Consider the following 24,654-nt stretch of genomic DNA (forward strand, 5'->3'; position numbering starts at 1 on the left):
GCTCGTTCAGGTTCGTGCGGGCTTGCGGCGACCATCCGTTCAGTTTTCTGGACGGGAAAAGAACGAACGGTCGTGCTATTTTACATGCCATGAACTCAACGACCCTAGGCAAGCGCGCCGCCACGCGCGAACTCATCCTCGACCACGCCTACGAGATGGCGCGCCGCGACGGCCTGGAAGGCTTGTCGATCGGCTCGCTGGCGGCGGACGTGGGCATGTCCAAGAGCGGCTTGTTCGCGCACTTCGGTTCGCGCGAAGAGCTGCAGCTGGCCGTACTCGAAACCGGACAGCTGCGTTTCCTGCAGCACGTGAAATGGCCTGCGTTGAAACTGCCGCGTGGCCTTGCGCGTGTGCGCGCCATCGTGACGAACTGGGTCGAGTGGGCGCAGGAATACCAGAGCGGTTGCGTGCTGCTCACCGCAGCCGGCGAATACGACGGTCGCGAAGGCGTCCTGCGCAATGTGGTGATCAAGCAGCAGGCAGGCTGGCGGCAGGAGATGTGCCGCGCCATCGGTCACGCCATGGAGAACGGCGAACTGCGTGGCGACACCGACCCTGCGCAGCTCGCCTTTGAAATCTACGCCCTCATGCTGGGCCTGCATCACGATGCGGCCCTGTTCGGCTTCGACGAAGCGCGCCGGCATACGCTGGCGGGCTTCGCTCGCCTCATCGCCAGCTACAGCCCGCCATCCGAACGGAGTGCCGCGCCATGACCCGCCCGACCACAGCAGCAAAACATCATCGCGGGCCCGGCGCGTTCACGCTGGGCGTGGTGCGCGCCGGTTTCGCGCTGGGTAGCCGCATCGCACCCGCGCGCACGGTGAAGCGTGCCGTGCGCATCTTCGTCACACCCTTTGCCAGCAGTCGCGCGCGCGCGCAGGCCGCCCAGCCCGACCAGGAGATGCGGCGCGGCGAGCTTGAAGTAAGCGGCAAGCGCATCGCCACCTATGTATGGGGCGATCCCGCGCGCCAGCCTTATGTGTTGCTGGTGCACGGCTGGTCGAGCTTCGGCCTGCGTTATCTGCCCTGGATCAAGCCATTGCGCGAGATGGGCTACGCGCTGGTGACATTCGATCAGCCGGGCCATGGCCTCAGCGGCGGCCGTCATTGCACGCTGCCCGATTTCATCGAGACGGTGCGCGAAGTGGGGCGTCACTTCGGCAACGCCGCGCTCACCATTGCCCATTCGTTGGGCGGTACCGCGGCGACGTTGGCGCAGGGCGAAGCGTGGCATTCGCAGAAGCTGATCCTGATCGCGCCCGCGGCCGATCCGGTGGCGGCCACGCAGCGCTTCTCGCAGTTCGTGCGCCTGGGCCAGCATCTGAGCGGCCGCATGCACGACAAGCTGGAGGCCATGACGGGCATCAACATCCACGATCTGCAGGTCCATCGCCATCTGCCGTCGCTGGGCCAGCCCGGGCTGATCGTGCACGACATGGACGATCGCGACGTGCCATGGGCGGAGGGTGAACGCTATGCGCGTCACTGGCATGGCGCCCGGCTGTTCACCACCCAGGGCCTGGGGCATCACAAAGTGCTTGACGCGCCCGAGGTGATCGAGGCGTCGCTGGCGTTCCTGCGCGGCGAAGAAGTGGGGGAACGCGTGGTGTCGTCGCCGAACCTGCCGTTCGGGGTGGGTTGAGAGCGTCGCGGCCAAGGCCGCTCCCACGTGGCCGCCAGCACGTTGTGGGAGCGGCCTTGGCCGCGACGGCCACCTCCACGATACCTGTGCGCACGGTCGTCGCCGCGGCCCCCCCCTCCGCGCCGCAACATGTTCCAAACGCAACCATCCATTAAAATGGTCGGTCCGACGCACCCGCAGTCCCGGAGTCCCCATGAGTTCCCCCGCCCAGCACGTTTCCGCCAGCGCCGCCCATGCGGAGACCCGCCCGTTGCGCTTCGTCACCGCCGCCAGCCTGTTCGATGGCCACGACGCCGCCATCAACATCATGCGACGCATCATCCAGGCGCAGGGCGCGGAGGTGATCCACCTGGGCCATAACCGCTCGGTGGAAGACGTGGTGCGCGCCGCGCTGCAGGAAGACGCCGATGCGATCGCGCTGTCGTCCTACCAGGGCGGGCACGTGGAGTACTTCAAGTACATGGTCGACATGCTGAAGGAACAGCATGCCTCGCACATCCGCGTGTTCGGTGGCGGTGGCGGCACCATTACGCCGGAAGAGATCCGCGAGCTGCAGGCATACGGTGTCGAGCGCATCTATCACCCGAACGACGGCATGAAGCTCGGCCTCACCGAGATGATCGAAGACGTGATGCTGCGCACGCGCGCCGCCGCGGTGAAGCGTGCAAAGGAAGAAGAAGCGAGCGTCGTCACGCCGATGGTCGACATCGGCAATGAGATCGCCGTGGGCCACGTGCTGTCGGCGATCGAAGAAGGCGAGCTGGCCGAGACCGATCTGGAACACCTGCGCAAGCAGTGGAAGATGGCCGGCAAGCAGACGCCGGTGCTCGGCGTCACCGGTACCGGCGGCGCGGGCAAGTCGTCGGTGGTGGACGAACTGCTGCTGCGCTTCCTGCATGCGTTCCCCGAGATGCGCATCGCCGTGCTCGCCGTCGATCCGACGCGCCGCCGCAGCGGTGGCGCCTTGCTGGGCGACCGCATCCGCATGAACTCCCTGCGCAGCCATCGCGTCTACATGCGCTCGATGGCCACGCGCCGCCAGCACGCCGCCACCAGCGCCGTGCTGCGCGACTGCATCGATTTCCTCAAGGCGCAGCCTTACGACCTCGTGATCGTCGAAACCGCGGGCATCGGCCAGAGCGATTCGGAGATCGTCGATCTGGTGGATTTCCCCACCTATGTGATGACCAGCGATTACGGCGCGGCGAGCCAGCTCGAAAAAATCGACATGCTCGATTTTGCCGAACTCATCGTGCTGAACAAATTCGACAAGCGCGGCGCGGAAGACGCGTTGCGCGACGTGCGCAAGCAGTGGAAGCGCAACCGCACAGCGTTCACCCTCACCGACGAACAGGTGCCGGTGTATCCGTCCATTGCCAGCCAGTTCAACGATCCGGGCGTGACCTGGATGTTCAGCAACCTGTGCCGCCTGATGCGCGAGAAGCTCAGCCTGCCGGCGGAGAAGTGGACGCCCAAGCTCGACACCACGCTGAAGGAGCCGCGCGCCACCGTGCTCATTCCGGGCAGCCGCGTGCGCTACCTCGCCGAGATTGCCGAGCAGGGCCGTGGGATCAACAAGGAAATCGAGCACGAGGCGGAATTCGCCAGCAAGGCGCAGCATTACTACGAGTCGCTGAAGGAACTGGGCGATGCGCATCTGCCGCGCGAACTGGCCCGCTATGAATCCGAAGCGCTGCACGAAGAGGGCGCCGACCGTACGTTGCTGACCCTGCGCCAGCGCTACAACGCGGCCATCAAGGAACTCAGCCACGAAGCGATCCACCTGCTGCACGACTGGCCCAAGCGCTACAAGTCGGTGACCGACGAGGTCAACGAATACAAGGTGCGCGACAAGGTGATCCGCGTGGAGAACTACCGCGTGTCGCTCAGCCACCAGAAGATCCCCAAGGTGTCGCCGCCCAAGACCAAGGACTGGGGCGACCTGCTGCGCTTCCTGAAGCGCGAGAACCTGCCCGGGCATTACCCGTACACGGGCGGCGTGTATCCGTATCGCCGCACGGGTGAGGATCCCACCCGCATGTTCGCGGGCGAGGGCACGCCCGAGCGCACCAATCGCCGCTTCCATTACCTGAGCCAGGGCGGTGCGGCCACGCGTCTGTCGACCGCGTTCGACTCGGTGACGCTGTACGGCGAAGATCCGGCGCCGCGCCCGGACATCTACGGCAAGATCGGCAACTCCGGCGTCAACATCGCCACGCTCGATGACATGAAGAAGCTGTACTCGGGCTTCGACCTCAGCGCGCCGAGCAGTTCCGTGTCGATGACCATCAACGGGCCGGCGCCGATCATCCTCGCGATGTTCATGAACACCGCGATCGACCAGAACGTCGAGAAGTATCTTAAGGAAGATCCGGCGCGCTGGGCCGCGGCGGAGAAGAAGATCGCCTCGATGTTCCCGAACGGCCGTCCGCAGTATTCAGGCGAGCTGCCCAAGGGCAACGAAGGCCTTGGCCTTGGCCTGCTTGGCATCACCGGCGACCAATTGGTGGACGCCGAGACCTACGCGCGCATCAAGGAAGAAACCCTGCAGAACGTGCGCGGCACGGTGCAGGCGGACATCCTGAAAGAGGATCAGGCGCAGAACACCTGCATCTTCTCCACGGAATTCGCGCTGCGCATGATGGGCGACATCCAGCAGTATTTCGTCGACCACAAGGTGCGCAACTTCTATTCGGTGTCGATCTCCGGCTATCACATCGCCGAAGCCGGTGCGAACCCGATCAGCCAGTTGGCCTTCACGCTGAGCAACGGCTTTACCATCGTGGAGTACTACCTTGCGCGCGGCATGAGCATCGACGATTTCGCGCCGAACCTGTCGTTCTTCTTCTCCAACGGCATGGACCCGGAGTACACCGTGATCGGCCGCGTGGCGCGCCGCATCTGGGCGCGCGCGATGCGCGAGCGCTACGGCGCCAGCGCGCGCAGCCAGATGATGAAGTACCACATCCAGACCTCGGGCCGTTCGCTGCACGCGCAGGAAATCCAGTTCAACGACATCCGCACCACGCTGCAGGCGCTGTACGCGTTGTTCGACAACTGCAACAGCCTGCACACCAACGCTTACGACGAAGCCATCACCACGCCGACCGAAGAAAGCGTGCGTCGCGCGGTGGCGATCCAGATGATCATCAACAAGGAACTGGGCCTCAACTTCAACGAGAACCCGTGGCAGGGCAGCCACATCGTGGATGCGCTGACCGATATCGTCGAAGAGGCGGTGTACAAGGAATTCGAGGCGATCAGCGAGCGCGGCGGCGTGCTCGGCGCGATGGACACCATGTACCAGCGCGGCAAGATCCAGGAAGAGTCGATGTACTACGAGCAGAAGAAGCACGACGGCAGCCTCCCGCTGATCGGCGTGAACACCTTCCTGCCGAAGGATCATGGCGGCGAGATCGCCACCGAGATCGAGCTGATCCGTTCCACCGAAGGCGAGAAGGGCCAGCAGATCGACAACGTGCTGGCCTTCGGCAAGGCGCGCAATGCGCTGGCGCCGGAGAGCCTGAAGGTGTTGCAGGAGACGGCGCGCGATCGCCGTAACGTGTTCGAGCAGTTGATCGAGGCGGTGAAGTACAACTCGCTCGGACAGATCAGCCACGCATTGTATGACGTGGGTGGCGAGTATCGGCGCAACATGTAAGCGGGGTCTGCCATGGCCGACGGTGATCTGTTTGGAAGTCCAGCCGGATCCAGCCTCGAGGGGCCGGAGCCGGGCTGCGCCTATTTTTTCGCTTTGCGGCCGAAGGGACGGGTGAGCGAACAGATCGGCCACCTGCGGGAAGCGGCCATCCAGACGCTCGGTGTGCCACAACCCGGCCGGGTCAGCGACGAGCGTCTGCACCTTTCGCTGTGCGCGCCGCGGCGCACGCCGCGCCTTCGCGCGCCGTTCGAAACTTCCCTGGTACGCGCGGGAGACGAGGTGTTGGCTTCGGCCTTCCATCTCAGGCTCAAGGGCCTGTCCAGGTTCCATGGTTCCTTCGACAAGGCCTGTGTCGTGCTGCGGGTGGACGAAGAGGTGGCGCATCGGGCGCAGGCGCTCAATCGTGCACTGGCCAAGGCCCTCTTCAACCATGGGTTCAATTGGGATGGCAGTGCTTTTGCGCCCCATGTCACCTTGTTTTACACGGACGATGTCGAGCTGACGGCGGAAGACGGCGTAGCCATCGACTGGCATGTGGACGAGTTCGTGCTGATCCGGAGCTGGGTGGGGCTGCGTCGTCACGACACCTTGGCCAGTTGGCCCCTGCGAGTGTCGGACCGCCCATAATCGGGGCGCGACCCATGCTAGCCTCCGCTATCCACTGCGCAGGCCTGGCCCCATGTTGACCGTCCACCACCTCAACAATTCCCGATCCCAGCGTGTGCTCTGGCTGCTGGAAGAGTTGGACGTGCCGTACGAGATCCGCAAATACGAGCGCGATCCCAAGACCATGCTGGCGCCGGCGGAATTGCGGGCCATCCATCCGTTGGGGAAGTCGCCGGTGATCGAGGACGACGGACAGATCCTGGCGGAGTCGGGCGCGATCATCGAATACCTGGTCGACCGCTACGACACCGGACGCCTGGCGCCGTTGCCGGACATGCCCGAGCGCCTGCGCTTCACCTACTGGCTGCACTATGCGGAGGGCTCGGCGATGCCGCCCTTGTTGCTCAAGCTGGTGGCGTCGCGCATTGCCACGGCACCCATGCCGTTCTTTGCCAAGCCCATCGCGCGGCAGATCGCCAATAAACTGCAATCGACCTTCGTCGACCCGCAGTTGGCGTTGCATCTGAATTACGTCAACAACGAACTGGCATTCACCGGCTGGTTCGTAGGCAGCGAATTCAGCGCGGCCGACATACAGATGAGTTTTCCGATGGAAGCGGCCATGGCTCGCAGCGGCTTGCAGGGCAAGCTTCCGCATATCGCTGCGTTCGTGAAGCGCGTGCAGCAGCGTCCCGCGTACAAGCGCGCGTTGGAGCGGGGCGGCCCCTATACGCTCGGTTGAGCAGCCACCGTGTGGGAGCGCGCTTGTGCGCGACTGCAGCTTCCCGTCCGTGCTGCTTTGCTTGCCTGTCGCGCACAAGTGCGCTCCCACAGGGTTTGTCGCACGGCCATCGCCGGGAAATCAGGAAGGTTTGCAACCGGTGCCGCAGGTGCAAGGTCGCTGCCCGCTCACCCGACCTGCGGCTACCCGGCTGCAAGCCTTCCTGATCTCTTTCATGCGCACCGGCGCCATCGACGTGTCTCGCAAAGAGAACGTCGAACTCGCCGATTCGCTTACAACGTGAGTTCCTACCAGCGGCCGCGCCGGTTGTCGCGCGCTCTTGCGGGAACGAACAGGCGGCGCTGGCCAAGGCATATCGTCAGGTAGAGCGACGAGAGCGCGAGGCCTCGCCACAGGGCTGCGTCGTCACCGGGTCGCCAGATCAACGTGGCGACGGAAAGTACGAACAGCAGCGCCGCCAGGATGATGCCAACCGTTCGCCATCCGATAACGAAAGAATGTTTCATGCCGGTCTCCATACCGCCATTTTCCGCAGTGGCCACGTAAAGAAGCGATATCGCGCGGCCGCATGCACCATATAAATCGCGTAAAAGATCACTGGAAGTATTTCGGCTCGGGCATTCGTGCACGGCGCATCGCGGTGCTTCGACCTTGCCTGTCGTCTGCGATTTCTTGCGAATGGTGATGGCCCGATGGCACTCAGAACCTGGCCTCCATGAGGTCATGGCGAACCTTCATAACGCCGGCTCGCCCGAGTTGTCATCGAATTGTCACAAACTGGCTAAGATGGCCCCTGGATCACGCCGACACGTGGGGAGAAGCGTATGCGATGCAAGCTGGCCGTTGCCCTGGCCTTGGCGGTATGTGCTGCCGGCGCCCATGCCGATAGCGATAGTTTCAGCGACATCTTTACCAACGGCCATGTCGATGGCGAATTGCGCCTGTACGACTTCAACCGGATCTACGACACGCCTGCCACGCCGGATGCGCATGCGCTCTCGCTGGCTGCGTTGATCAACGCGCAGACGGGCGCTTTTCTTGGCGGGTTCAGCCTGGGCGGTTCGTTCGTGACGGCCAACGCGCTCGGCACCAAGGACGACAATCCGGCCAAGATCGACACCTCGCTGATGGGGCCCAACAGTTCGCTGGGTGCATGGAGTCAGGCCTATCTGCAGTTCAAGCGCGACTGGTTCCTCTTTCGCGGCGGCTACCAGTACCTCAACACGCCATGGATGGGCGGCAACGATTCGCGCGTGATTCCTTCGTCGTACAACGCGGCGCTGGTGGACATCACGCCGGTGAAGGACTGGAACATCTATGCCATCCGCACCTTCAGCTGGAAGAGCCGCACTTCCAACGGCATGTACGACGACAACCTGTATTACCCGTCGAAGTACAACGGCGATTCGATGTACGGCAACAACGGTGCGCTGCCGCTCACCGCGCCCGAAGCGAACGGAACCTGGGCAGCCGGCACGACCTACGTCAACGGCGGCCTGAAAGCCGAAGGCTGGTATTACGACTTCCTGCGCTTCGCGCGGATGGGTTACGTCAACGGCAGCTACACCTTCAACACGGACACGCCGTTCAATCCGTTCATCGCGGTGCAGGCATTGCGCGAGAACGACAGCGGCGGCGACAACATCCTGGTGCAGACGCAGGCGAAGCTGGTGGGTGTGGCCGGCAATCGCGTCAAGGCCGAAGCCTGGGGTGCGGATGTGGGCACGTCGATCTATGACGGGCGCATCGACTTTGCCTACAACAAGCTCGACGGCGAATCCGGTGCGGTAGGCGAAGGCAGTCTGATCTCGCCCTATACCGTGAACTACGCCACCGATCCGCTGTTCACCACCTCGATGATCCGCGGCCTGGTCGAGATCGGCCCGGGCCACGCGTGGAAGGCACGCGCGCAGTACAACTTCTTCGACAAGAAGCTGCAGCTGGTGGCGGCCTATGCGAAGTACACCTCGCTCGAGCGCGGCGACAGCCACGACGTGTACTTCGACATCATCTACAACCTGGACAGCGTGCTCAAAGGATTGCAATTGCGCGATCGCTGGGAGCGTTCGGTGGGCGGCGTCGCCAATCTCAATCCGGGCAACGAGCCGTTTACCTATAACCGCCTGATGATCTCGTACAAGTTCTAAACCAGCGGCGGTGGCGGCGCCTCGACGCCCGCCACCGCACCGTTCTCCCGCCGGACCGATCGTCGCGTCTTCACAAAGTCGCGATATCCAGGCACTTGACTATCGATTAACCAAGTGGTTAATTGACGATCATGGCACATACCCAAGACATGCTGTCGATCACCTTCGCGGCGCTGGCCGATCCCACGCGTCGCGCCATCCTGACTCGTCTGGCCCGGGGCGAAGCCACCGTCGGCGAGCTGGGCGAACCGTTCGATATTTCCGCGCCCGCGATTTCCAAGCACCTGCGCGTGCTGGAAGGCGCCGGCTTGATCGAACGGGAAGTGGATGCCCGCTGGCGTATTTGCCGTCTCCGCGCCGAACCCATGCATGACGCGCACGACTGGCTGGAAGCCTATCGCCGTCACTGGGAAGACAGCCTGGATCGACTGGTCGAGTTTGTCGAACAGACCCATCGCGCCGAAGCGAAGAAGCCTGGCAGCGGCGCCCCACGTGTACCGAGGAAAAAGCCATGACCACGCAAGCCGCCACATTCGAGTTGGAAATGACCCGCTTCATCCGCGCGCCGCGCGAGAAGGTGTTCGACGCCTTCACCAACGAGGCCGCACTTGCCGCCTGGCATTGTCCACGCGGCCTGCATGTCGGCGAGGTGGCGGTCGATGTGCGCGTGGGCGGCCACTACCGCGTCACCATGGTGACCAGGGACGGTACCGCGCATGGTTCAAGCGGCACTTATCAGGTGATCGAGCGGCCGTCGTTTCTCGCCTATACCTGGGCATGGGATGGCGAGGGCGATCTCGCTGCGCGCACCACGCTGATCGAGGTGACGCTGACCGAGAAGGACGGCGGCACGCAGATGCACATGCGTCATACGGGCTTCCCCGATGCCGCGATCCGCGACGATCACAACCAGGGCTGGACGTCCGTCTTCAATCGCCTGGTGGATTATCTCGATCCCGAAGGTTCGGCCGGCAACGTGGTGCTGGTGGGCAATCCGATCAGCCCCTATGTGCGCGCCGTGCGCATCGCCTTGGCCGAGAAGGGCGTTGCTTACGCGCTCAAGTCGGAGGCGCCGCATTCGCCCGCGGTGGATGCGATCCATCCGTTTGGCCGCATCCCGGCCATGTACGACGGCCCGCTGCAGTTCTATGAGACGCGCGCCATTCTTCGTTATATCGATGAGGCTTTCGACGGTCCCGGCCTGCTGCCGGCCAGCGGCGTCACTTCGCGTGCCAGGGCGGAGCAGTGGTACAGCGTGCTGGACGACTATGGCTACGACGCGATCGTCACGCGTTTCATCCTGCCGTACCTGTTCCCGTCGGGCCCGGCGCCGGACCGCGCCGTCATCGATGCCGCCTTGCCCGATATCGATCGCGTGCTGGCCACGCTGGATGCGGCCTATGGCAAGCGCGACTTCCTCGTCGGCAATGCGCCCTGCGTGGCGGACTATCTCGCTGCGCCGTTGCTGTACTCGCTGGCGCAGATGCCCGAAGGTCCCGGATTGCTGGCGAAGTATCCCAACGTGCAGCGCGCGATGAAGGTGATGCAGGCGCGGCCCAGTTTCATTTCGGCGGAACCCGATCTGGAAGGCAAGGGCGATGCGTCCAACGTCACGCCACTGCGCAAGGCGAATGCCGCGTAAGCAACGGGCGTCGTGAAGAAGCCGGAGCAGGCAGCGCCGCTCCGGCTTCGCGCCACTCAATAAAGCGCCGTGCCCGCATCATAGGCACTGACGAACGACTGCCAATCCAGCGTGACCTGCGCCGCATAGTTGAACGCAAACGTCGAGATTTCCGACTGCAGTCCACTGGTGCTGCTCACCGCGTCGGTGACCTGCTTGTCGATGCTGTACGACACGATGGCGCTGTTGTAATCCTGGTCGGAGATGGCATGGGCGGAGGCCAGTGCCTGTCCCAGATAGGTGGCGGCGGTGTTGAGCTTGCCGGCGCTGCTCAACTGGGTGAAGTCGAAGTCTTCCTCGAACGGCGACTTCTCGTGGAAGTAGAACGCCATGCCGTTGATGTTGGCGTAACCGATCAGCACGTCGGCATTGAGCGTTTGCGCTTTCGCCGTCAGCGCGACGCGTTGGGCCTCGTTGTTGCCGTAATCGGCGGCGGGCAGCTGGCCGTTGCCGACCTCGGCCACCGCGCTGGCGAGTTCCTGCTTGAGCTCGAGGATCACGTCGTCGGAGGTGGACGAGGAGGGCCCTTCGATCAACACGTAATAGCGCAGCTTGCCCAGGCTGCCCACGCCGGAACCGAGCTTCTGGCGGATATCCTTCACCTGGTAGTAGCTGGCGGCGTAGCGCTTGGACGATGAAATGCTGCCGATGTAGCTGTTCATCGCGGCCGAGATGGCGCTGTACGTGCTGCTGTTCACCGGGACCAGCGTGTTCGCGATGGTCTGGAAGCTGCGCGTGCTGCCGCTCAGCTGGGTGTACTTGCTCAGCAGGCTGGAGCGCGAGTCGCCCTTCGAATCGCCGATGGTGTCTTGCACCACGCCCGATGTATTGCCGTTCTTCAGCTGGAAGCTCAGCTCGTCGCTGCCGCCCTTGAAGTCGCTCATCTCGCTCATGTACGCCGCCACCATGGTCTTGATGGCGGTGGTGATGTCGCTGTCGGCGATGCCGTTGGCGCGGCCGGCCAGCACCATGCTGGGGGCGAGGCGGCGCAGGTCCCACACGTACTGGCCGAGGTAGCCCTCGTCGAAGTCGTCGGCCGAGAACACGTTGTTGCCGCTGCTGTCCCGCCATGCGCCGAAATTGCCGATGTGCGCGTCGCCGCCGATCCAGGTGAAGCCGGTCTGCGCGGTGGTATACGCCGACGCGGGCAGGGTGGCCATGTCCTGGTAGAAGATGTGGTCGGTGCCGCGATAGAAGTCGAACGCGCTGGCCGCCATGGTCGACATCTTGGTGGCGAGATCCGCGCTGTCCGTGGCGGCCAGCGGATGGTTGTAGCCGTAGATCTGCGATACGACCCAGCTCGTGCGCGAGGTGGCGGCCTGGGCCGCGGACGCGAACAGCAGGCCGGCCGTGGCCAGCGCCATCAAAACTTTCTTCATGGGGTCATCCCTTCTGATGTGCGGACGCAGCGCGGACCACCCGCGCCGGACACATAGCCGGAGATTCAAACAATGCACGGTGACAGCGTCGTGACGACGCTGGCCGGCAAAAGCTTGCGCGTGCGCGGTCTCAGGGGGCGACGGCGACCGCCTCGCTCGCCGCCACCGCCAGCCCTGACACCACGCCCAGCGACGGATCGCCGTGCACCAGCGGCACCTCGGGAAAGCAGGCCTGCACGCGTGCCTTGACCTGCGGCGAACGCGAGGTACCGCCGGTGAGGAAGACGCTTTCCGGCAATGCCGCCAGATCGCCGCGCACGCCGGTGAGGGTGCGTTCCAGCAGCGCGAGGAAGGGTTCCATGGCCATATCGAGATCGTCGCGCGTGGCGTCCACGGCAAGGCCTGGTTCGATGAAATCCAGCGGTGCGCGATGGCTGGTTTCGTGGCTCAGGCTGATCTTGGTGCGTTCGGCCGTCTGATTGAGGCGCGTGGTGGCGCCCAGTTCCTGCAGGGCGCGCAGGCGCGGACCGTAAGGCGCGGCGACCAGCCGATAGTTCTGCTTGCGGAACTCGCGTTGCTTGGGCAGGTTGTGCACGCTCGCTGCTTCCACAAACTGATGCTGCGGTATGCGCACGATGTCCTTGCCCATCAGCGGCATGAAATGGTGCAGGCTCACACCCACGTCCAGATCCGTTCCGCCTTTGGGCAGGCCCCAGTTGCGCGCGATCAGCGGCGAGGCGATACCGCCGAGTTCCGCATGCGTCACGTCGGTGGTGCCACCGCCGATATCCACGATCAACGCATGCTGCCGGTCGCTGAGACTCTTGTGGTAGTGCATCGCGGCGGCGGCGGGTTCTTCCAGGAAACTCACTTCGTCGAAGCCTGCCGCTGCAGCCGCTTCGCGCAGGATCTCGATGGCCTGTTCCGAGCCCGCCGCGCCCATCGAACTGCGAAATTCCACCGGTCGGCCGATCACCGCGCCGCGCACGGGCTCGCCGAACTGGCGGCTGGCGGTCAAGCGGATGTGCTCGAGGATATGCGTGGCGATATGCACGATCACCTTGCGCACCTGCGGGTCCAGCCGGTAGCCGAACATCGACTTGGGCGACTCGATCAGATTGCCGCCGCCGCTTTCCAGATAGCCTTCCACCGCCTCTTCGCCGAACAATGCGTGCTGGAAGCTGGCGACCGATGCCGTGGCTGCGCGCGCCTGTTCTTCCATCCATTGCCGGCGTACCACGCGCAGGGCGTCGCGACGCAGTTCCTGGTCCGAACGCGACACCTCGCCACCGGCGGTCTGCCGGCGCAAGGCCAGGCGTGCGGAGCGCATGTGCGCTTCCATCTGCGCTTCCAGCTCGGGGGTGAGTTCGAAGTCGTTCGGGTCGGGCACCAGTTCGGGGAAATAGACGGCCGTGCGGAACTGCTCCGCCTCGCCGAAGCGGACGAGGGTGAGCTTGCCGCCGATGATGGCGGCGGCGGCCGAGTAGCTGGTGCCGAAGTCGATGCCGATGTGCATAACGAGCCGTGCGCGTATGGGCAATCGGCCATTATCTCAGGTCTTGCGTTTGCGCGCCTGGGGGCGTCTCAGGCGGGCCGAGCGGCGCAGGGCGCGCACGGTACCGTTGCCCTCGAAAACGGCCGAAACGTCAGCGTCACGCAGGCGTAGCTAAGGTTGGTTAGGTTCTTCCTGGCACCGGCCCTTGGGAACCGCGTGAACGTTCCGTGGATACCGGCTTGTGTCGTCAGGTCGAAGCGTTTGCTTCGTTGCGCATGGCTACATCACAGGAGACGGCAGCTATGTCTCGTTCCGACGATGGAAAACCCCGCTCCGGCCAGCGGAATTGGTGGCTCGCCGCATGCGTCCTGGTGATACCGCTGGCTTGGGTCGGCACCCAGACCATGGATGACGAACCCTTGTATGCGGTCAATGCTTCGTCCCGGCCGTTGCATGCCGCGATGGCGGCGGCTCAGACGATCAAGCCGATCCCCATGGGTACGCAGGCATCGATGCGTTGGCACGGTGCAGGCGATGTGCGTGCGCTGTTTTCCGCCAAAGGCATCGACCCAGGCGCAGGTTACGGCGCGCCGTTGCTGAGCGGTGTGCATCATGGAAAAGGCAGCAACGCGAAGGCGAAGGACGCCAGCCAGTTGTCGCTCGGCAACTTCAGCGCGCAGGAGTATCAACTCGCGGTGACCGACGCGCGTTGAGCGAGTGCGGCGTGCGCGCGGCATGGACGGTATCCCGGCAGCCCGGCGGCGATCGCACACGCCCAACCCCCGGGTTATAAGCGTGTGCGATGCCGCTTGGGTTCTCTGCCTCTTGCGAGGCGCGGTGGAGCATGCGCTCCGCGTGCCAGATGCGCCATTCCACAGGCGGCACAGGCCGCGCGTCGTAGGAGTGGGACTACGGTGGGCTCACGCTCGTTGAGCGCATCCGATAGCGGAACCGCTTGGCCGTCCACGAAGTAACTTCGCAAGCCCTTTGAGCGAATACATCGGAAGGCTGCCCTGGGTGTGCCCGACGACTTGAGAACGCAGCCGCTCAGCACCACATGGAATGCAGCTGCGGTGGGGGCTTTGGCACGCAGGCGCTCCCGAAACGCGACACTCTTACCGATGGGAAGGACCAAGCGATGAGCACGAAAACCGAAACCGCGATCCTGGCTGGCGGCTGCTTCTGGGGCATGCAGGATCTGCTGCGGCGCTATCCGGGCGTGCTGTCCACGCGCGTGGGCTATTCGGGCGGCGATGTGCCCCATGCCACCTATCGCAACCACGGCATGCATGCCGAAGCGATCGAGATCGTGTTCGATCCCGGCGTAATCAGCTATCGCCAGATCCTGGAGTTCTTCTTCCAGATCCACGATCCGTCCACCAGGAACCGTCAGGGCAACGACGTAGGCATGAGCTACCGTTCGGCCATCTTCTATCTCAGCGATGAGCAGAAGAAGGTCGCGGAAGACACCATCGCCGACGTCGATGCTTCGGGCCTGTGGCCCGGCAAGGTGGTCACCGAAGTGACCCCGGCCGGCCCGTTCTGGGAGGCCGAGCCGGAACACCAGGACTATCTGGAACGCATTCCCAACGGCTACACCTGCCATTTCCCACGGCCGGACTGGACGCTGCCCAAGCGGGCACCGTGATCCCACCCTTAAGGATTGGGAAACTGGATCACCACATCGTTGAGCGGTAGTTGCGCCTGGCGGTGTTCGATGGGCAGGGCTTTCCACGGATCGCCCTGTCCAAACAGTTGTGCTTCGGATTCGGGGCCAAGATAGTCGAAGCGCTCGTACGCATAAGGCACGCCTTCGGAGCCTTCGAACGTGACGGCATTGGATAGCTGAAAATGCAGATGCGGCGCAGCCGAATTGCCGGACTGCCCCAGCTGCGCCAGCACCTGACCGCGACGCACCCGGTCGCCGGGCTTCACCTTGAGGCTGCCACGCTGCAGGTGGGCATAGCTGGCGAACGTGCCCGGTGCGATTTCCAGCACCACATAGTTGCCGAACAAGCCGTCGCTGGTGAGTGCGCTGGGTTCCGGTTGCGCGCTGAGCGGCGGGTGTTCCGTCTCGCCGTCGCGCGCACTGCGCACGACGCCGTCGGCTACCGCGAGTACGTCCGCACCGTAGCCGATCCAGTCGGCGTAGCTGGACTTCTGGATGTCCTTCACGCCGGGCCGCATCACGTGCCCCGCGTCGTCGACGCCCACCAGGTCCAGGGCGTAGCGTTGCGGAATGGTCAGCTGTCCGTTCACTGCCACCAGGCTGCCCCAATGGTGCGACTGGGCGGCGCCAGGGCCTTCGTGCGCCAGCCAGCGACCACCGCGCAACGGTGGGCCGATGACCAGGGTCTTCGCCTCGCTGACCTGGACGGTGGCGCCGTCGAGTACGCTGTTCGCATGCTTGTCCGCAGTGAACTCGATGCGGTGATGCAGGCGGTGCGGCACGGGCGCACCGGCGGGCAAGGTCAGCCATACGAAGAAGACGATGCGCTTGCCGGGAAGTATCGCCACGGGTTTCTGTGCAGCCGGCGCGGGCTTCGCTACTTGCGACAGCTGCTTCGCATCCAGCGTCAGCAGCGGGGTGGTCGCGTCGTCACCGAACACTTCCAGTCCCTGCGGCTTGAGCGCGCCGGAGTCGCCGTAGAAGTTGGTGACGTGCAGCTCGTACGCCAGATGGGTGAGGCCGTCGCTTCCCGTGAACGCGCTCGGTGCGAACGGTACGCGCGCCTCCACCGGTGCCCATGCTTCCTCGGCGTGGAGCGAGGAAATGCCCAGGATCCCTGCAAACAAAAGCACCCGCGCGGCGTGTCGAATCATGCGATGCACATTCCCCCTGGAAAACACATGGAGCGAAGCGATGACCATTTGCCCCCGGGCCATCGCTGCGTGGAAACCGATGATCAAGCTTGCCGGTGACGGAGGCGGGCCGCAATGTGTCTTCGCAGAATGCGCAGAAAGGACGCTTCAGGGCGAGTGTGGCCCCGCCTGCGCGCTGTCGTCAGCCGCAGCCGCCGATACCGTGATGATCGCAGGCGCAATCGGCGTGACCGTGGGGAGCAGGGCCGTCGATGGCTTCTCCTCGGTGCCGCCGCTTTCCTGCGACAGGGTGCTTGCTTCGGCCTGCCGATTCATCACGATGATGCTGATGCGGCGATTGACCGGGTCGCCCGGGTTGGCGCGGTCGAACGGCACCGAGGCGGCCAGCCCCACCACGCGTGCGATCTTGTCTTCGGTCAGGCCGCCGGAGAGCAGCGCGCGCCGCGCCGCGTTCGCGCGGTCGGCGGACAGCTCCCAATTGCTGTAGTGATGGTCGCTGGTATAGGGCGCGTCGTCGGTGTGGCCGGAGAGGCTGATGCGATTGGGCACGCGGTTGATGAAGCCCGAGAGCTCCTGCAGGATGGTGGTGGTGTAGGGCCGCAGCTGCGCGCTGCCCAGATCGAACATCGGGCGGTTCTGCTTGTCCACGATCTGGATGCGCAGGCCTTCGGAGGTGATGTCCAGCAGCAGCTGATCCTTGAACGGGGCGAGTGCCTGGCTCTTCTCGATCGCGGCCTGCAACTGCTGCATCAGTTCTTCCAGGCGCGCGCGCTCCTGCTTGCGCGCCTCCTTCTCGATTTCCTTGGGATCGGTACTCGCCGCCGCGGCGCCCTGGCGGTCGTGGCCCGGGCCGTGCGGCATATCCATCGCGCCGCCCATCTTGATCATGCTGGTGCTGGCGCCGCCCGGACCCATGCGGCCTGGCGGTGCCATGGTGGCGGTGCCTTGCGTCATGCTCGGATTCTTGAAGTATTCCGAGATCGCCGCGCGTTGCTCGCGCGTCCCCGCGCCGATCAGCCACATGACCAGGAAGAAGGCCATCATGGCGGTGACGAAATCCGCATAGGCCACTTTCCACGCGCCGCCGTGGTGGCCGTGGCCATGCCGCTTGACGCGGCGTACGACGATGATCGGTGGCGTTTCGCCTTGTTCGCTCACGTCGCCGCCTTGGCGCGCGGCGCCTTGAGGTGCTCCTCCAGATCGAGGAAGCCCGGCCGCGCGTTGGCGGACAGCGACTTGCGCGCAAACTCCACGGCTACCTTCGGGTTATAGCCGCGCAGGTTGGCGAGCAGCGCGATCTTCACGCATTCGAATGCCTTGCCGTCTTCCTGCACCCGGTTCTCCATCGCCGCGCCCAGCGGTCCGATGAAGCCGTAGCAGAGCAGGATGCCGAGGAAGGTGCCGACCAGCGCGCCGGCGATGTGCATGCCGATGCGCGAGGTGTCGCCGTCGAGCTGGCCCATGGTGGTGACGATGCCCAGCACCGCCGCCACGATGCCGAAGCCCGGCAGTGCATCGGCCAGCTTGGTCACCGCCAGCGCCGGGGCGACGGCTTCGTGGTAGTGCGTTTCCAGCTCCACTTCCAGCAGCTGTTCCAGCTCCATCGGATTCATGCTGCCGCCCACCATCAGGCGCAGGCAGTCGGTGGTGAACTCGATCAGATGATGTTCGCGCAGCAGGCGCGGATAGGCGGAGAACAGCGAACTCGCCTGCGGGTCCTCGATATGTTCCTCCACGCCGAGCAAGCCCTCCTTGCGGATCAGGCTGAACAGTTCGTAGAGCATCGAGAGCAGATCGACGTAATCCTGCTTGTGGTACTTCGGGCCTTTCAGCAGCCCGAGCACGTCGCGCAGCGCCGCCTTCACCACCTTGACCGGATTGGCCGAAAGAAAGGCACCCAGCGCGCCGCCACCGATGATCAGCAACTCATAGGGCTGCCACAACGCAAGAATCTGTCCATGCGACAGCACGAAGCCGCCGAGCACGCACACCAACACCACCACCGCTCCAACGAGGACCAACATGTTCGCTCCGGGATACGGAGCCCATCACTCCGCGCACGGTTTTTATCGGCGCTACGGCGGGGAAATTTAGAAAACGTTTTCGTTTGTCGTCGTTCGTCGAAGTGGCATGAATGAAGGACGCTTGCGCCTGGTTCGGCTATCAAGTCCTGATCGATATGGCCGATAGCGTGGCTGCGAGTGCTCGAATGCCGCTACGCCGCCGCACCCAATCGCTCCAGCAGGAAATCGATCACGCTGCGCAGCTTCGCGGTGGGGTGCCGGTCCTGTGCGTAGATGAGGTACATGGGCGAAGGCTTGAGCGACCAGCCGGGAAGTACCGCAACCAACCGGCCCGACGCGAGATCATCGGTAAGCACGACTTCCGGTTGCAGGACGATGCCCATGCCGTTGCGTGCGGCCACGCGCAGGGCATTGCCCTGGTTGGCGGTAAAGCGGCCTTGCACGTTGACGCTGCAAGTAGTGCCGTCGTCGGCCACAAAATGCCAATGGTTGTAACGCCGCCAGTACGAAAGGCCCAGGCACAGGTGCTCACTCAATTGTTCGGGATGCATGGGCTGGCCGTGGCGTTCCAGGTACGCCGGCGACGCCGCCAGCAGGCGTCGATACGGGCGCAGCGGTCGCGCAACGATGCCCGGCTCGTTGACTTCGCCAATGTAGACGCCCAGTTCAAAATCGCCATCGGCGAGATTGGGAAGGCGGTTGTCGAGCGTGAGATCCACGTCGACATCCGGATGGCGTTCCATGTATTCGCCCAGCAAGGGAACCATGCTGTAGCTGCCAAAACTGACGGGGGCGACAAGACGCAGTTTTCCGCGAGGACTTTCGTGCAGTTCCAGCGCGCTGGCTTCGGCCCGCTCCACTTCCGCCAGCGCGGTCTTGCAGCGTTCGTAGTAGAGGCGGCCCACTTCCGATAGCTGTTGCCGTCGCGTGGTGCGATGGAGCAGGCGCGCGCCCAGCCGCTGTTCGATATCGGCGACGTGCTTGGCGACCATGGTGGCGGAGACGCCGCAGATCTCGGCCGCTGCCGCGAAACTGCCGGCCTCCACGACGCGCACGAACATTTCCATGTTGGCCAGCTTGTTCATCACTAACAACCCATGGGTTTGGAATGTCCAAAATATTCCCATGTTTATTGGGCTTTACGCCAACGGCATCATGCCGGCCGGGGAAATCGGTCCTTGCGTTCGGAGCCGTTGCGTGCCCAGCTTTCATCTCGACATACCCAGCGCCGCCTGGGCGGCCCGTGCCCGTGCGGCGGCGGCGCCGGACGTGCGCAGCAGCAAAGCAGATCAAGCGGACCCTCAGGGCAGTGCCATGACCACCCATCGCGACCCATCCGGAATGGCCCCGTATCACGCGCACGTCTACTACGACGCGAGCACGCGCCCCATCGCCGAAGTGCTGCGGCAAAACCTGATCGAGAGCATGCAGCGTGCACGCATTCCTCCGCTTCGCTTTGTCGGGCGACTGAGCGACCGCAGCGCCGGGCCCCACCCGCTGCCGCAGTTCGAAATTCATTTCACGGCCGACGGTTTGGCCGCGATCCGCGACATCATCGCCTCGTCGGGACTCACTGCGTTGGTGCATCCGCTAACCGATGACGACCTCGTCGATCACACCTCACTGGCGCAATGGATAGGCCGGCCGCTGGCGCTCGATCTCAGCACGTTGGATCCGCCGGGACACAATCAAGGTGTGGCGCGATTCGGCAAATCGGACTTCTAAACAGCCCATCAATGCGTTGAACCGAGCCCGAGGCGTCCCGCCGCCGCGACGGCTTCGCCGCGCGAGCGGGCATCGAGTTTGCGCAGTACGGCCGAGACGTGATGTTCCACCGTCTTCTCCGAACGCGCGAGGCGGTCGGCGATTTCCGTGTTGGACAGGCCTTGCGTGAGCAGGGAGAGAATCTGCAGTTCGCGCAGGGTCAATCCGGCGGGATTGGCCACGGTGCTCGCGCGTGGGCCGCGGGCCATGCCGCGCACGCCGTTGCGATGGAGCGATTCGCGGCAGCGCTTGATGGTGGCGGAAGCCTGCAGTGCCGATAGCGTGGCCAGTGCTTCGCCGATGGCGTGTTCGTCGCCTTCCATCAAGGCCAGCGCGCGTTCGTAGGGGCAGCCGATGCTTTGCCACGCCAGCGCGGCGTCCTGCCATTGGCAGTCGCGTTGCAAGGCGTAGGCGTGTTCGATCTCGGCGGTTTCGGATGCCTCCAGGCCCATCCAGCGGCGCCAGAACAACAGTTCTCCGAGAGCGCGTGGATCGTGCAGCTGTTCCGCCAACAGGCAAGTTCGGCTGACTACGGGATCGTCTTCGCCATCCTGACCACGCAGCCATGCCGCCTCGGCGCGCGCTGAGGCCACGGGCGCGAGTCGCTGCAATTCGCCGGTGGCGCAGGCCAGTTCGGTCACTTCATCGAGCAGTTCCGCGCCGCCGGGATCGCCGCGACGCAGGCGAATGCGCGCGAGCACGTTCAAGGCGGGGATGCGCGCGACCGGCGTCACGTCGCCTCGCGTCAGCAGATGGCTGGCGAGCTGGCCCGCGGCATCCCAGCGTCCTTGTTCGAAATCCAGCCGGGTTTGATAGGCCACCACGTATTGCGACCACGAATCCAGGTCGCGCTCGGCGAAATATGCCGCCGCCTGGCTGATGTACCACTGCGCTTCGGGATAGTCGCGCGTGGTCACGGCGCTGCTGGTGAGGTTGGCGTAGGCGCGCGCGACATGCTCGCCGTAGCCGTTGGCGAGGGAGATTTCCAGGCTGCGCTTGAGCATGTCCTTGCCATCGGCGTGGTAGCGGACGCAACGCGCGGTGCCGACGTTGTTCAGTGCATGCGCCAGCACTTCCGTGTTGCCTTGCTTCTCGGCCATCTCGATGGCGCGCGTTCCCCAGGTCACCGCCTCGGTGGTGCGGCCGGCCAGCATGTGCATTTGCGCGCGGTTGCTCAGCGCCCACGCCAGCTCGTCGTCGGCGTGGATGGATTCGAGCAATTGCACCGCGAGGTTGCCGTACACGTCGGCGTCGCTATTGCGGCCGACAAACCAGTGCAGGCGCGACAACCAGCGGAGCATGTGGCCTTCCTGGCGTTTGTCTCCCAGCTTGCGCCACAGGGCGAGGGCGGTCTGGCTGGAGGCGATTGCGCTGTCGATCTGGCTGGTGAGGTAGCACTGGTAGGCATGACGTTCGAGCAGCTCCGCACGCGCATCGTCGGGCAGCCCGCCGGCATGGGCCAGCGCCCGGCCGTAGAGCCACGCGGAGTCGCAGTGCGCGCCGTGGGCGGCGGCATCGGCGGCGGCCTTGGGCGCGTATTTCATGACGGACGCGCAATCGCCGGCACCTGCCGCGTGGTGTACCAGCCACGCCATCGGCACGTTCTCGCCAAGCGATTCGAGGTGGCACAGCAATCGCGCATGCAAAGCGGCAGCCACTGGCGAGGGCAGCGCCTGTTCCATGGAGATGCGCGCGAGTTCATGGCGATACGCATACGTGCCGCTCTGCGCAAACAGCAACCCCGAGGCGAGCGCCGCGGCGACCACCTCGTCGCTGGGGTCCAGCAGCGCGTGGACCAGCGACACATCGATGCGTGCCGGCACGATCGCGGCCAGATCGAGCAGCTCGCGCACGGCCGGCGTCTGCCGTCCCGCGCGTGCCAGCACGGCATCGCGCACCGACGCCGGCAAGCCTTCGGCCGACAACGCTTCGGTGACGAAGAACGGATTGCCGCCGGTGGCGGCAAACAGTCCTTCCGACGAACGGCCCGTGCGCTGGGCCAGGTCGGCCACGGCGGTTTCCGATAGCGGCAGCAACGGCACGCGCACGGCAGCGTCGCTGGGCAGGTCGCCGCAGAGCAGCCGCAGCGGATGCTTTGCGTCGAGTTCGTCGTCGCGATAGGTCAGCACCAGCAGTGCACGCACCCGTTCGATGCGCCGGGCCAGGTACTTCACCAGGTCCAGCGTGGCGGCATCGGCCCAGTGCAGATCTTCCAGCACCAGCAGGGTGGTGCCGTCGAGTTCCTGCAGGTCCGTGAGCAGGGCGGCGAACAGTTCCGCGCGGCGTCCTTCGCGGCCCAGCAGGCTTCTTGTGCGGCTGGTGAACGCATCGGCGATGTCGTAGAAGGGACCCAACGGGCGGGGCGAGAACAAAGCCTCGCACCCGCCGATCAGGACGCGGCCGCCGTCGTGTCCGGCGGCCAGGCATCGCACGAGCGACGTCTTGCCGATTCCCGCCTCGCCATAGACCAGCGCGGTGCGGCCGGTGCCTTGCTGCGCGAGGTCGCGCGCGTCGCGTAGACGTTGCAAGGCGTAGTCACGCTCAACCAGTTCCAACCTTCCACCCTCAACGCGTGTCCGACAGGTGCCTTGCCCAGGGCAGGGCGGCAAGCTGGCGTCTCAGCGCTCCGTTAGAGGAAGTAGCGGAACGGACGCCACGGTGCTCTATAAACCGTTCGGCTCGCCGATGCACGACTGGCTCCCGCCATACTCAAATAGAAATAGGGATTGAGTACGGAGATCTCGGTGATGTGGTCCACCGGCAACTCATTGCGGCGGGCCACCTGGCGGATCGCTTCGGGGCTCGGTGCATCGTAGACGCAGAACGTCTTGGTCTTGTCTTCACTCACGTACGAGTGCAGCCAGGTTACGCCTTCTTCGGCGTTGGTGTTGACGATGGCAACGCATTTGGCGGCGCCAGTGGCATTGGTGGGAAGGGAAAGCCCGTTGGGGAATTGGCGTTCGACGATGTAGCGCGGCATGACGGTGTCTCCTGATTGGGTGTTGCAACTCGTGTTGAAGCTGCAATCACAAGCTACGCAGGCACATGCGTCGCGACATCGGGAGTTTCCCTCAGTTTGCATCGCGCGTTCCCCTATTTTTTCCGGTCGTTCGTGGAGGGGTGTTTCAGCGATGTAACGGGTAATGTTGGTTGTCAAAGCAGCAATGCACGACGCACGCAAACGGCTTTTTTTAAGGGACCTAAGTAAGAACACGGTGTGCCACCCCGTAGTTCTTCGCATGACTTCTCGCCATCCGCGCAGGACAGTAAGCCTTGGCGTGCCTCGGAGCAGGACATGCATCTGCGCTATCCCGTCGTATTGTTTTTGCCGCTGTTGCTTTCCGTTGCCGTTCACGCGCAATCGACATCCGGCGATGCCGCGGGTGGCGATACCGCCGATCTGGCGAAGAAACTATCCAATCCGGTCGCTTCGCTGATCAGCGCGCCGTTCCAGTTCAACTACGACAGCAAGATCGGGCCGGACGAGCGGGGCCACCGGTTGACCATGAACGTGCAGCCGGTGGTGCCGATTTCCATCAGCGACGATTGGAACATGATCTCCCGCACCATCCTGCCGGTGACCACGCAGTCGGATATCTCGCCCGGTTCCGGCAGCCAGTCAGGATTGGGCGACATCACGCAAAGCTTGTTCTTTTCGCCCAAGGCGCCAGGTGCCGGCGGGATCATCTGGGGCGCGGGTCCGGCCTTTCTGCTGCCCACGGCCACCAACGATTTGCTGGGTGCGAAGAAGTGGGGTCTGGGGCCAACCTTGGTGTTGCTCAAGCAATCGCACGGCTTCACTTATGGCTTTCTCACCAACCAGATCTGGTCGGTGGCCAGCGTGAAGAACAATCGCGACCGTGCACCGCTGAGCAGCTTGTTCCTGCAACCGTTTCTTTCCTACACCACACCCACGGCGTGGACCTATGGCATCAACGCCGAGTCCACCTACGACTGGCATGCGCACCAAGCGGCGGTGCCAGTGAATTTAACCGTGGCCAAGTTGACGAAGGTGGGCAAATTGCCGGTGAGTTTCACCGGCGGCGTGCGCTATTGGGCGGCGACCAGCGCGACTAGTCCGCACGGATGGGGCTATCGCGCCGTGATTACTTTGCTTTTCCCGCAATAGACAGCGCTTCGCCCATCGCGATGTGGCGGCTGGCCGGGGTCAGCGAGCGTATCGCGTGAACACGTAGTCGTGGTTCTTGACGCGCGCCTGATGGCAGGCAAAGCAGGTGCGGTGCTGCGCTTCATCCACGGGTTGGCCATCGACGAAGCGGCCGAAGCCCCAGCCGCCGGTGGTGGCGTACTTCTTCGCGTCCTTCACCATCACTTGCACCGTGGTGGCGGCGCCCGGCACGGTGGCCGCTTCGAACTCGGTCGACGGCGTGCGCTTCCAGGCGAGCTTGACCAGGATGCTGCCATCCGGGAATGGCAGTGTGTTCGTGCGATAGGCCTGTATCGCGGTCGGGTTGCCGACCACGGCGCGCAGTTCGTTGAGCGGCTCGCCCTCCAGCGACGGCGCGATCAGTTCCCATTGGCGATAGCCGTCGGGCAGGGTGACGCCATAGATCGGTGAGGCAGGCTTGGACGTGTGTTCGCTGGCAGCGTGGCAGGCCACCGCGAAGACGCCTGCCAGCAGCACGACACCGACGCTGGACAACGCAAGCAACGACTTCATGGACCTTCT

General features: G+C 64.3%; 22 protein-coding genes. 12 read left to right on the top strand and 10 right to left on the bottom strand.

Annotated elements, in window-relative coordinates:
• Positions 1 to 89: 89 nt before the first annotated feature.
• The 5 genes from ACN9MB_RS06780 (at position 90) to ACN9MB_RS06800 (ending at position 6,651) form a co-directional block, all read left to right on the top strand.
• Positions 90 to 713, top strand: a complete 624-nt coding sequence (locus ACN9MB_RS06780; RefSeq protein WP_426271208.1) for a TetR/AcrR family transcriptional regulator — start codon at positions 90 to 92, stop codon at positions 711 to 713.
• A complete protein-coding gene (locus ACN9MB_RS06785; RefSeq protein ID WP_426271209.1) occupies positions 710 to 1,642 on the top strand; it encodes an alpha/beta hydrolase in 933 nt (310 codons plus the stop codon). The genes ACN9MB_RS06780 and ACN9MB_RS06785 overlap by 4 nt, the downstream gene beginning before the upstream one ends.
• Positions 1,643 to 1,835: 193 nt before the next feature.
• Positions 1,836 to 5,303, top strand: coding sequence for a methylmalonyl-CoA mutase family protein (locus tag ACN9MB_RS06790; protein WP_426271210.1), 3,468 nt, complete (start codon positions 1,836 to 1,838; stop codon positions 5,301 to 5,303).
• A 12-nt stretch (positions 5,304 to 5,315) separates the two neighbouring features.
• The gene (locus tag ACN9MB_RS06795) at positions 5,316 to 5,930 is read left to right on the top strand and encodes a 2'-5' RNA ligase family protein (RefSeq protein ID WP_426271211.1); all 615 of its coding nucleotides are present in this window, start codon (positions 5,316 to 5,318) and stop codon (positions 5,928 to 5,930) included.
• 52 nt (positions 5,931 to 5,982) lie between these two features.
• Positions 5,983 to 6,651 carry a glutathione S-transferase family protein gene (locus ACN9MB_RS06800; RefSeq protein WP_204635301.1) on the top strand — a complete coding sequence of 223 codons (669 nt, stop codon included), beginning with the start codon at positions 5,983 to 5,985 and terminating at the stop codon, positions 6,649 to 6,651.
• 287 nt (positions 6,652 to 6,938) lie between these two features.
• Here the strand turns inward: ACN9MB_RS06800 and ACN9MB_RS06805 are convergent, their stop codons facing one another.
• The gene (locus ACN9MB_RS06805; protein WP_426271212.1) at positions 6,939 to 7,376 is read right to left on the bottom strand and encodes a hypothetical protein; all 438 of its coding nucleotides are present in this window, start codon (positions 7,374 to 7,376) and stop codon (positions 6,939 to 6,941) included.
• 99 nt (positions 7,377 to 7,475) lie between these two features.
• Between ACN9MB_RS06805 and ACN9MB_RS06810 the strand changes: the two genes are divergently transcribed.
• The 3 genes from ACN9MB_RS06810 to ACN9MB_RS06820 all read left to right on the top strand — a co-directional run bounded on the left by ACN9MB_RS06810 (position 7,476) and on the right by ACN9MB_RS06820 (position 10,440).
• Positions 7,476 to 8,798, top strand: a complete 1,323-nt coding sequence (locus tag ACN9MB_RS06810; RefSeq protein WP_426271213.1) for a hypothetical protein — start codon at positions 7,476 to 7,478, stop codon at positions 8,796 to 8,798.
• 131 nt (positions 8,799 to 8,929) lie between these two features.
• On the top strand, positions 8,930 to 9,313 hold the full coding sequence (locus ACN9MB_RS06815; protein WP_204635305.1) for an ArsR/SmtB family transcription factor: 384 nt from the start codon (positions 8,930 to 8,932) through the stop codon (positions 9,311 to 9,313).
• Complete coding sequence (locus ACN9MB_RS06820; RefSeq protein WP_426271214.1) at positions 9,310 to 10,440, top strand: SRPBCC domain-containing protein; 1,131 nt, start codon at positions 9,310 to 9,312, stop codon at positions 10,438 to 10,440. Before ACN9MB_RS06815 ends, ACN9MB_RS06820 begins: the two co-directional genes overlap by 4 nt.
• 56 nt (positions 10,441 to 10,496) lie before the next feature.
• Here the strand turns inward: ACN9MB_RS06820 and ACN9MB_RS06825 are convergent, their stop codons facing one another.
• Positions 10,497 to 11,858 (bottom strand): DUF2252 domain-containing protein, encoded by a 1,362-nt coding sequence (locus ACN9MB_RS06825; protein WP_426271215.1) that lies wholly within the window; start codon positions 11,856 to 11,858, stop codon positions 10,497 to 10,499.
• 130 nt (positions 11,859 to 11,988) lie between these two features.
• Positions 11,989 to 13,374, bottom strand: coding sequence for an Hsp70 family protein (locus ACN9MB_RS06830; RefSeq protein ID WP_426271216.1), 1,386 nt, complete (start codon positions 13,372 to 13,374; stop codon positions 11,989 to 11,991).
• Between the two features lie 281 nt (positions 13,375 to 13,655).
• Between ACN9MB_RS06830 and ACN9MB_RS06835 the strand changes: the two genes are divergently transcribed.
• Together ACN9MB_RS06835 and msrA are read left to right on the top strand one after the other, a co-directional pair.
• Positions 13,656 to 14,066 (top strand): hypothetical protein, encoded by a 411-nt coding sequence (locus ACN9MB_RS06835; protein ID WP_426271217.1) that lies wholly within the window; start codon positions 13,656 to 13,658, stop codon positions 14,064 to 14,066.
• 425 nt (positions 14,067 to 14,491) lie between these two features.
• On the top strand, positions 14,492 to 15,001 hold the full coding sequence (msrA, locus tag ACN9MB_RS06840) for a peptide-methionine (S)-S-oxide reductase MsrA (protein WP_426271218.1): 510 nt from the start codon (positions 14,492 to 14,494) through the stop codon (positions 14,999 to 15,001).
• A gap of 8 nt (positions 15,002 to 15,009) precedes the next feature.
• On the opposite strand, the gene ACN9MB_RS06845 is transcribed toward msrA, so the two are convergent.
• The 4 genes from ACN9MB_RS06845 to ACN9MB_RS06860 form a co-directional block, all read right to left on the bottom strand.
• Complete coding sequence (locus tag ACN9MB_RS06845; protein WP_426271219.1) at positions 15,010 to 16,176, bottom strand: M23 family metallopeptidase; 1,167 nt, start codon at positions 16,174 to 16,176, stop codon at positions 15,010 to 15,012.
• A gap of 147 nt (positions 16,177 to 16,323) precedes the next feature.
• On the bottom strand, positions 16,324 to 17,334 hold the full coding sequence (gene motB / locus ACN9MB_RS06850) for a flagellar motor protein MotB (RefSeq protein ID WP_204635312.1): 1,011 nt from the start codon (positions 17,332 to 17,334) through the stop codon (positions 16,324 to 16,326).
• On the bottom strand, positions 17,331 to 18,200 hold the full coding sequence (motA, locus tag ACN9MB_RS06855) for a flagellar motor stator protein MotA (protein ID WP_426271220.1): 870 nt from the start codon (positions 18,198 to 18,200) through the stop codon (positions 17,331 to 17,333). Before motA ends, motB begins: the two co-directional genes overlap by 4 nt.
• Positions 18,201 to 18,391: 191 nt before the next feature.
• A complete protein-coding gene (locus ACN9MB_RS06860) occupies positions 18,392 to 19,285 on the bottom strand; it encodes a LysR family transcriptional regulator (RefSeq protein ID WP_204635314.1) in 894 nt (297 codons plus the stop codon).
• Between ACN9MB_RS06860 and ACN9MB_RS06865 the strand changes: the two genes are divergently transcribed.
• A complete protein-coding gene (locus ACN9MB_RS06865) occupies positions 19,266 to 19,925 on the top strand; it encodes a DOPA 4,5-dioxygenase family protein (RefSeq protein ID WP_426271221.1) in 660 nt (219 codons plus the stop codon). The two genes, ACN9MB_RS06860 and ACN9MB_RS06865, sit on opposite strands and share 20 nt — an antisense overlap.
• A gap of 8 nt (positions 19,926 to 19,933) precedes the next feature.
• On the opposite strand, the gene ACN9MB_RS06870 is transcribed toward ACN9MB_RS06865, so the two are convergent.
• Positions 19,934 to 22,492, bottom strand: coding sequence for an ATP-binding protein (locus ACN9MB_RS06870; protein WP_426271222.1), 2,559 nt, complete (start codon positions 22,490 to 22,492; stop codon positions 19,934 to 19,936).
• Positions 22,493 to 22,593: 101 nt separating this feature from the next.
• A complete protein-coding gene (locus tag ACN9MB_RS06875) occupies positions 22,594 to 22,944 on the bottom strand; it encodes a DUF4242 domain-containing protein (protein WP_426271223.1) in 351 nt (116 codons plus the stop codon).
• A gap of 315 nt (positions 22,945 to 23,259) precedes the next feature.
• Here ACN9MB_RS06875 and ACN9MB_RS06880 point away from each other — a divergent pair, with 315 nt between their 5' ends.
• Positions 23,260 to 24,093 carry a transporter gene (locus ACN9MB_RS06880; RefSeq protein ID WP_426271224.1) on the top strand — a complete coding sequence of 278 codons (834 nt, stop codon included), beginning with the start codon at positions 23,260 to 23,262 and terminating at the stop codon, positions 24,091 to 24,093.
• 39 nt (positions 24,094 to 24,132) lie between these two features.
• On the opposite strand, the gene ACN9MB_RS06885 is transcribed toward ACN9MB_RS06880, so the two are convergent.
• A complete protein-coding gene (locus ACN9MB_RS06885; RefSeq protein ID WP_426271225.1) occupies positions 24,133 to 24,645 on the bottom strand; it encodes a cytochrome P460 family protein in 513 nt (170 codons plus the stop codon).
• Between the last annotated feature and the right edge of the window lie 9 nt (positions 24,646 to 24,654).

The sequence above is a fragment of the Dyella kyungheensis genome, from assembly GCF_049913195.1.
Lineage (GTDB): Bacteria > Pseudomonadota > Gammaproteobacteria > Xanthomonadales > Rhodanobacteraceae > Dyella > Dyella kyungheensis.

Bases quoted from the DNA above. Each gene is read 5' to 3' on its own strand.
- msrA (WP_426271218.1), top strand. From the start codon at position 14,492: ATGAGCACGAAAACCGAAACCGCGATCCTGGCTGGCGGCTGCTTCTGG.
- ACN9MB_RS06880 (WP_426271224.1), top strand. From the start codon at position 23,260: ATGCATCTGCGCTATCCCGTCGTATTGTTTTTGCCGCTGTTGCTTTCC.
- ACN9MB_RS06810 (WP_426271213.1), top strand. From the start codon at position 7,476: ATGCGATGCAAGCTGGCCGTTGCCCTGGCCTTGGCGGTATGTGCTGCC.
- ACN9MB_RS06885 (WP_426271225.1), bottom strand. From the start codon at position 24,645: ATGAAGTCGTTGCTTGCGTTGTCCAGCGTCGGTGTCGTGCTGCTGGCA.
- ACN9MB_RS06835 (WP_426271217.1), top strand. From the start codon at position 13,656: ATGTCTCGTTCCGACGATGGAAAACCCCGCTCCGGCCAGCGGAATTGG.
- ACN9MB_RS06845 (WP_426271219.1), bottom strand. From the start codon at position 16,176: ATGATTCGACACGCCGCGCGGGTGCTTTTGTTTGCAGGGATCCTGGGC.
- ACN9MB_RS06805 (WP_426271212.1), bottom strand. From the start codon at position 7,376: ATGACCTCATGGAGGCCAGGTTCTGAGTGCCATCGGGCCATCACCATT.
- ACN9MB_RS06800 (WP_204635301.1), top strand. From the start codon at position 5,983: ATGTTGACCGTCCACCACCTCAACAATTCCCGATCCCAGCGTGTGCTC.
- ACN9MB_RS06790 (WP_426271210.1), top strand. From the start codon at position 1,836: ATGAGTTCCCCCGCCCAGCACGTTTCCGCCAGCGCCGCCCATGCGGAG.
- ACN9MB_RS06830 (WP_426271216.1), bottom strand. From the start codon at position 13,374: ATGCACATCGGCATCGACTTCGGCACCAGCTACTCGGCCGCCGCCGCC.
- ACN9MB_RS06815 (WP_204635305.1), top strand. From the start codon at position 8,930: ATGGCACATACCCAAGACATGCTGTCGATCACCTTCGCGGCGCTGGCC.
- ACN9MB_RS06825 (WP_426271215.1), bottom strand. From the start codon at position 11,858: ATGAAGAAAGTTTTGATGGCGCTGGCCACGGCCGGCCTGCTGTTCGCG.
- ACN9MB_RS06785 (WP_426271209.1), top strand. From the start codon at position 710: ATGACCCGCCCGACCACAGCAGCAAAACATCATCGCGGGCCCGGCGCG.
- ACN9MB_RS06820 (WP_426271214.1), top strand. From the start codon at position 9,310: ATGACCACGCAAGCCGCCACATTCGAGTTGGAAATGACCCGCTTCATC.
- ACN9MB_RS06780 (WP_426271208.1), top strand. From the start codon at position 90: ATGAACTCAACGACCCTAGGCAAGCGCGCCGCCACGCGCGAACTCATC.
- ACN9MB_RS06860 (WP_204635314.1), bottom strand. From the start codon at position 19,285: ATGAACAAGCTGGCCAACATGGAAATGTTCGTGCGCGTCGTGGAGGCC.
- motA (WP_426271220.1), bottom strand. From the start codon at position 18,200: ATGTTGGTCCTCGTTGGAGCGGTGGTGGTGTTGGTGTGCGTGCTCGGC.
- ACN9MB_RS06875 (WP_426271223.1), bottom strand. From the start codon at position 22,944: ATGCCGCGCTACATCGTCGAACGCCAATTCCCCAACGGGCTTTCCCTT.
- ACN9MB_RS06795 (WP_426271211.1), top strand. From the start codon at position 5,316: ATGGCCGACGGTGATCTGTTTGGAAGTCCAGCCGGATCCAGCCTCGAG.
- ACN9MB_RS06865 (WP_426271221.1), top strand. From the start codon at position 19,266: ATGTTGGCCAGCTTGTTCATCACTAACAACCCATGGGTTTGGAATGTC.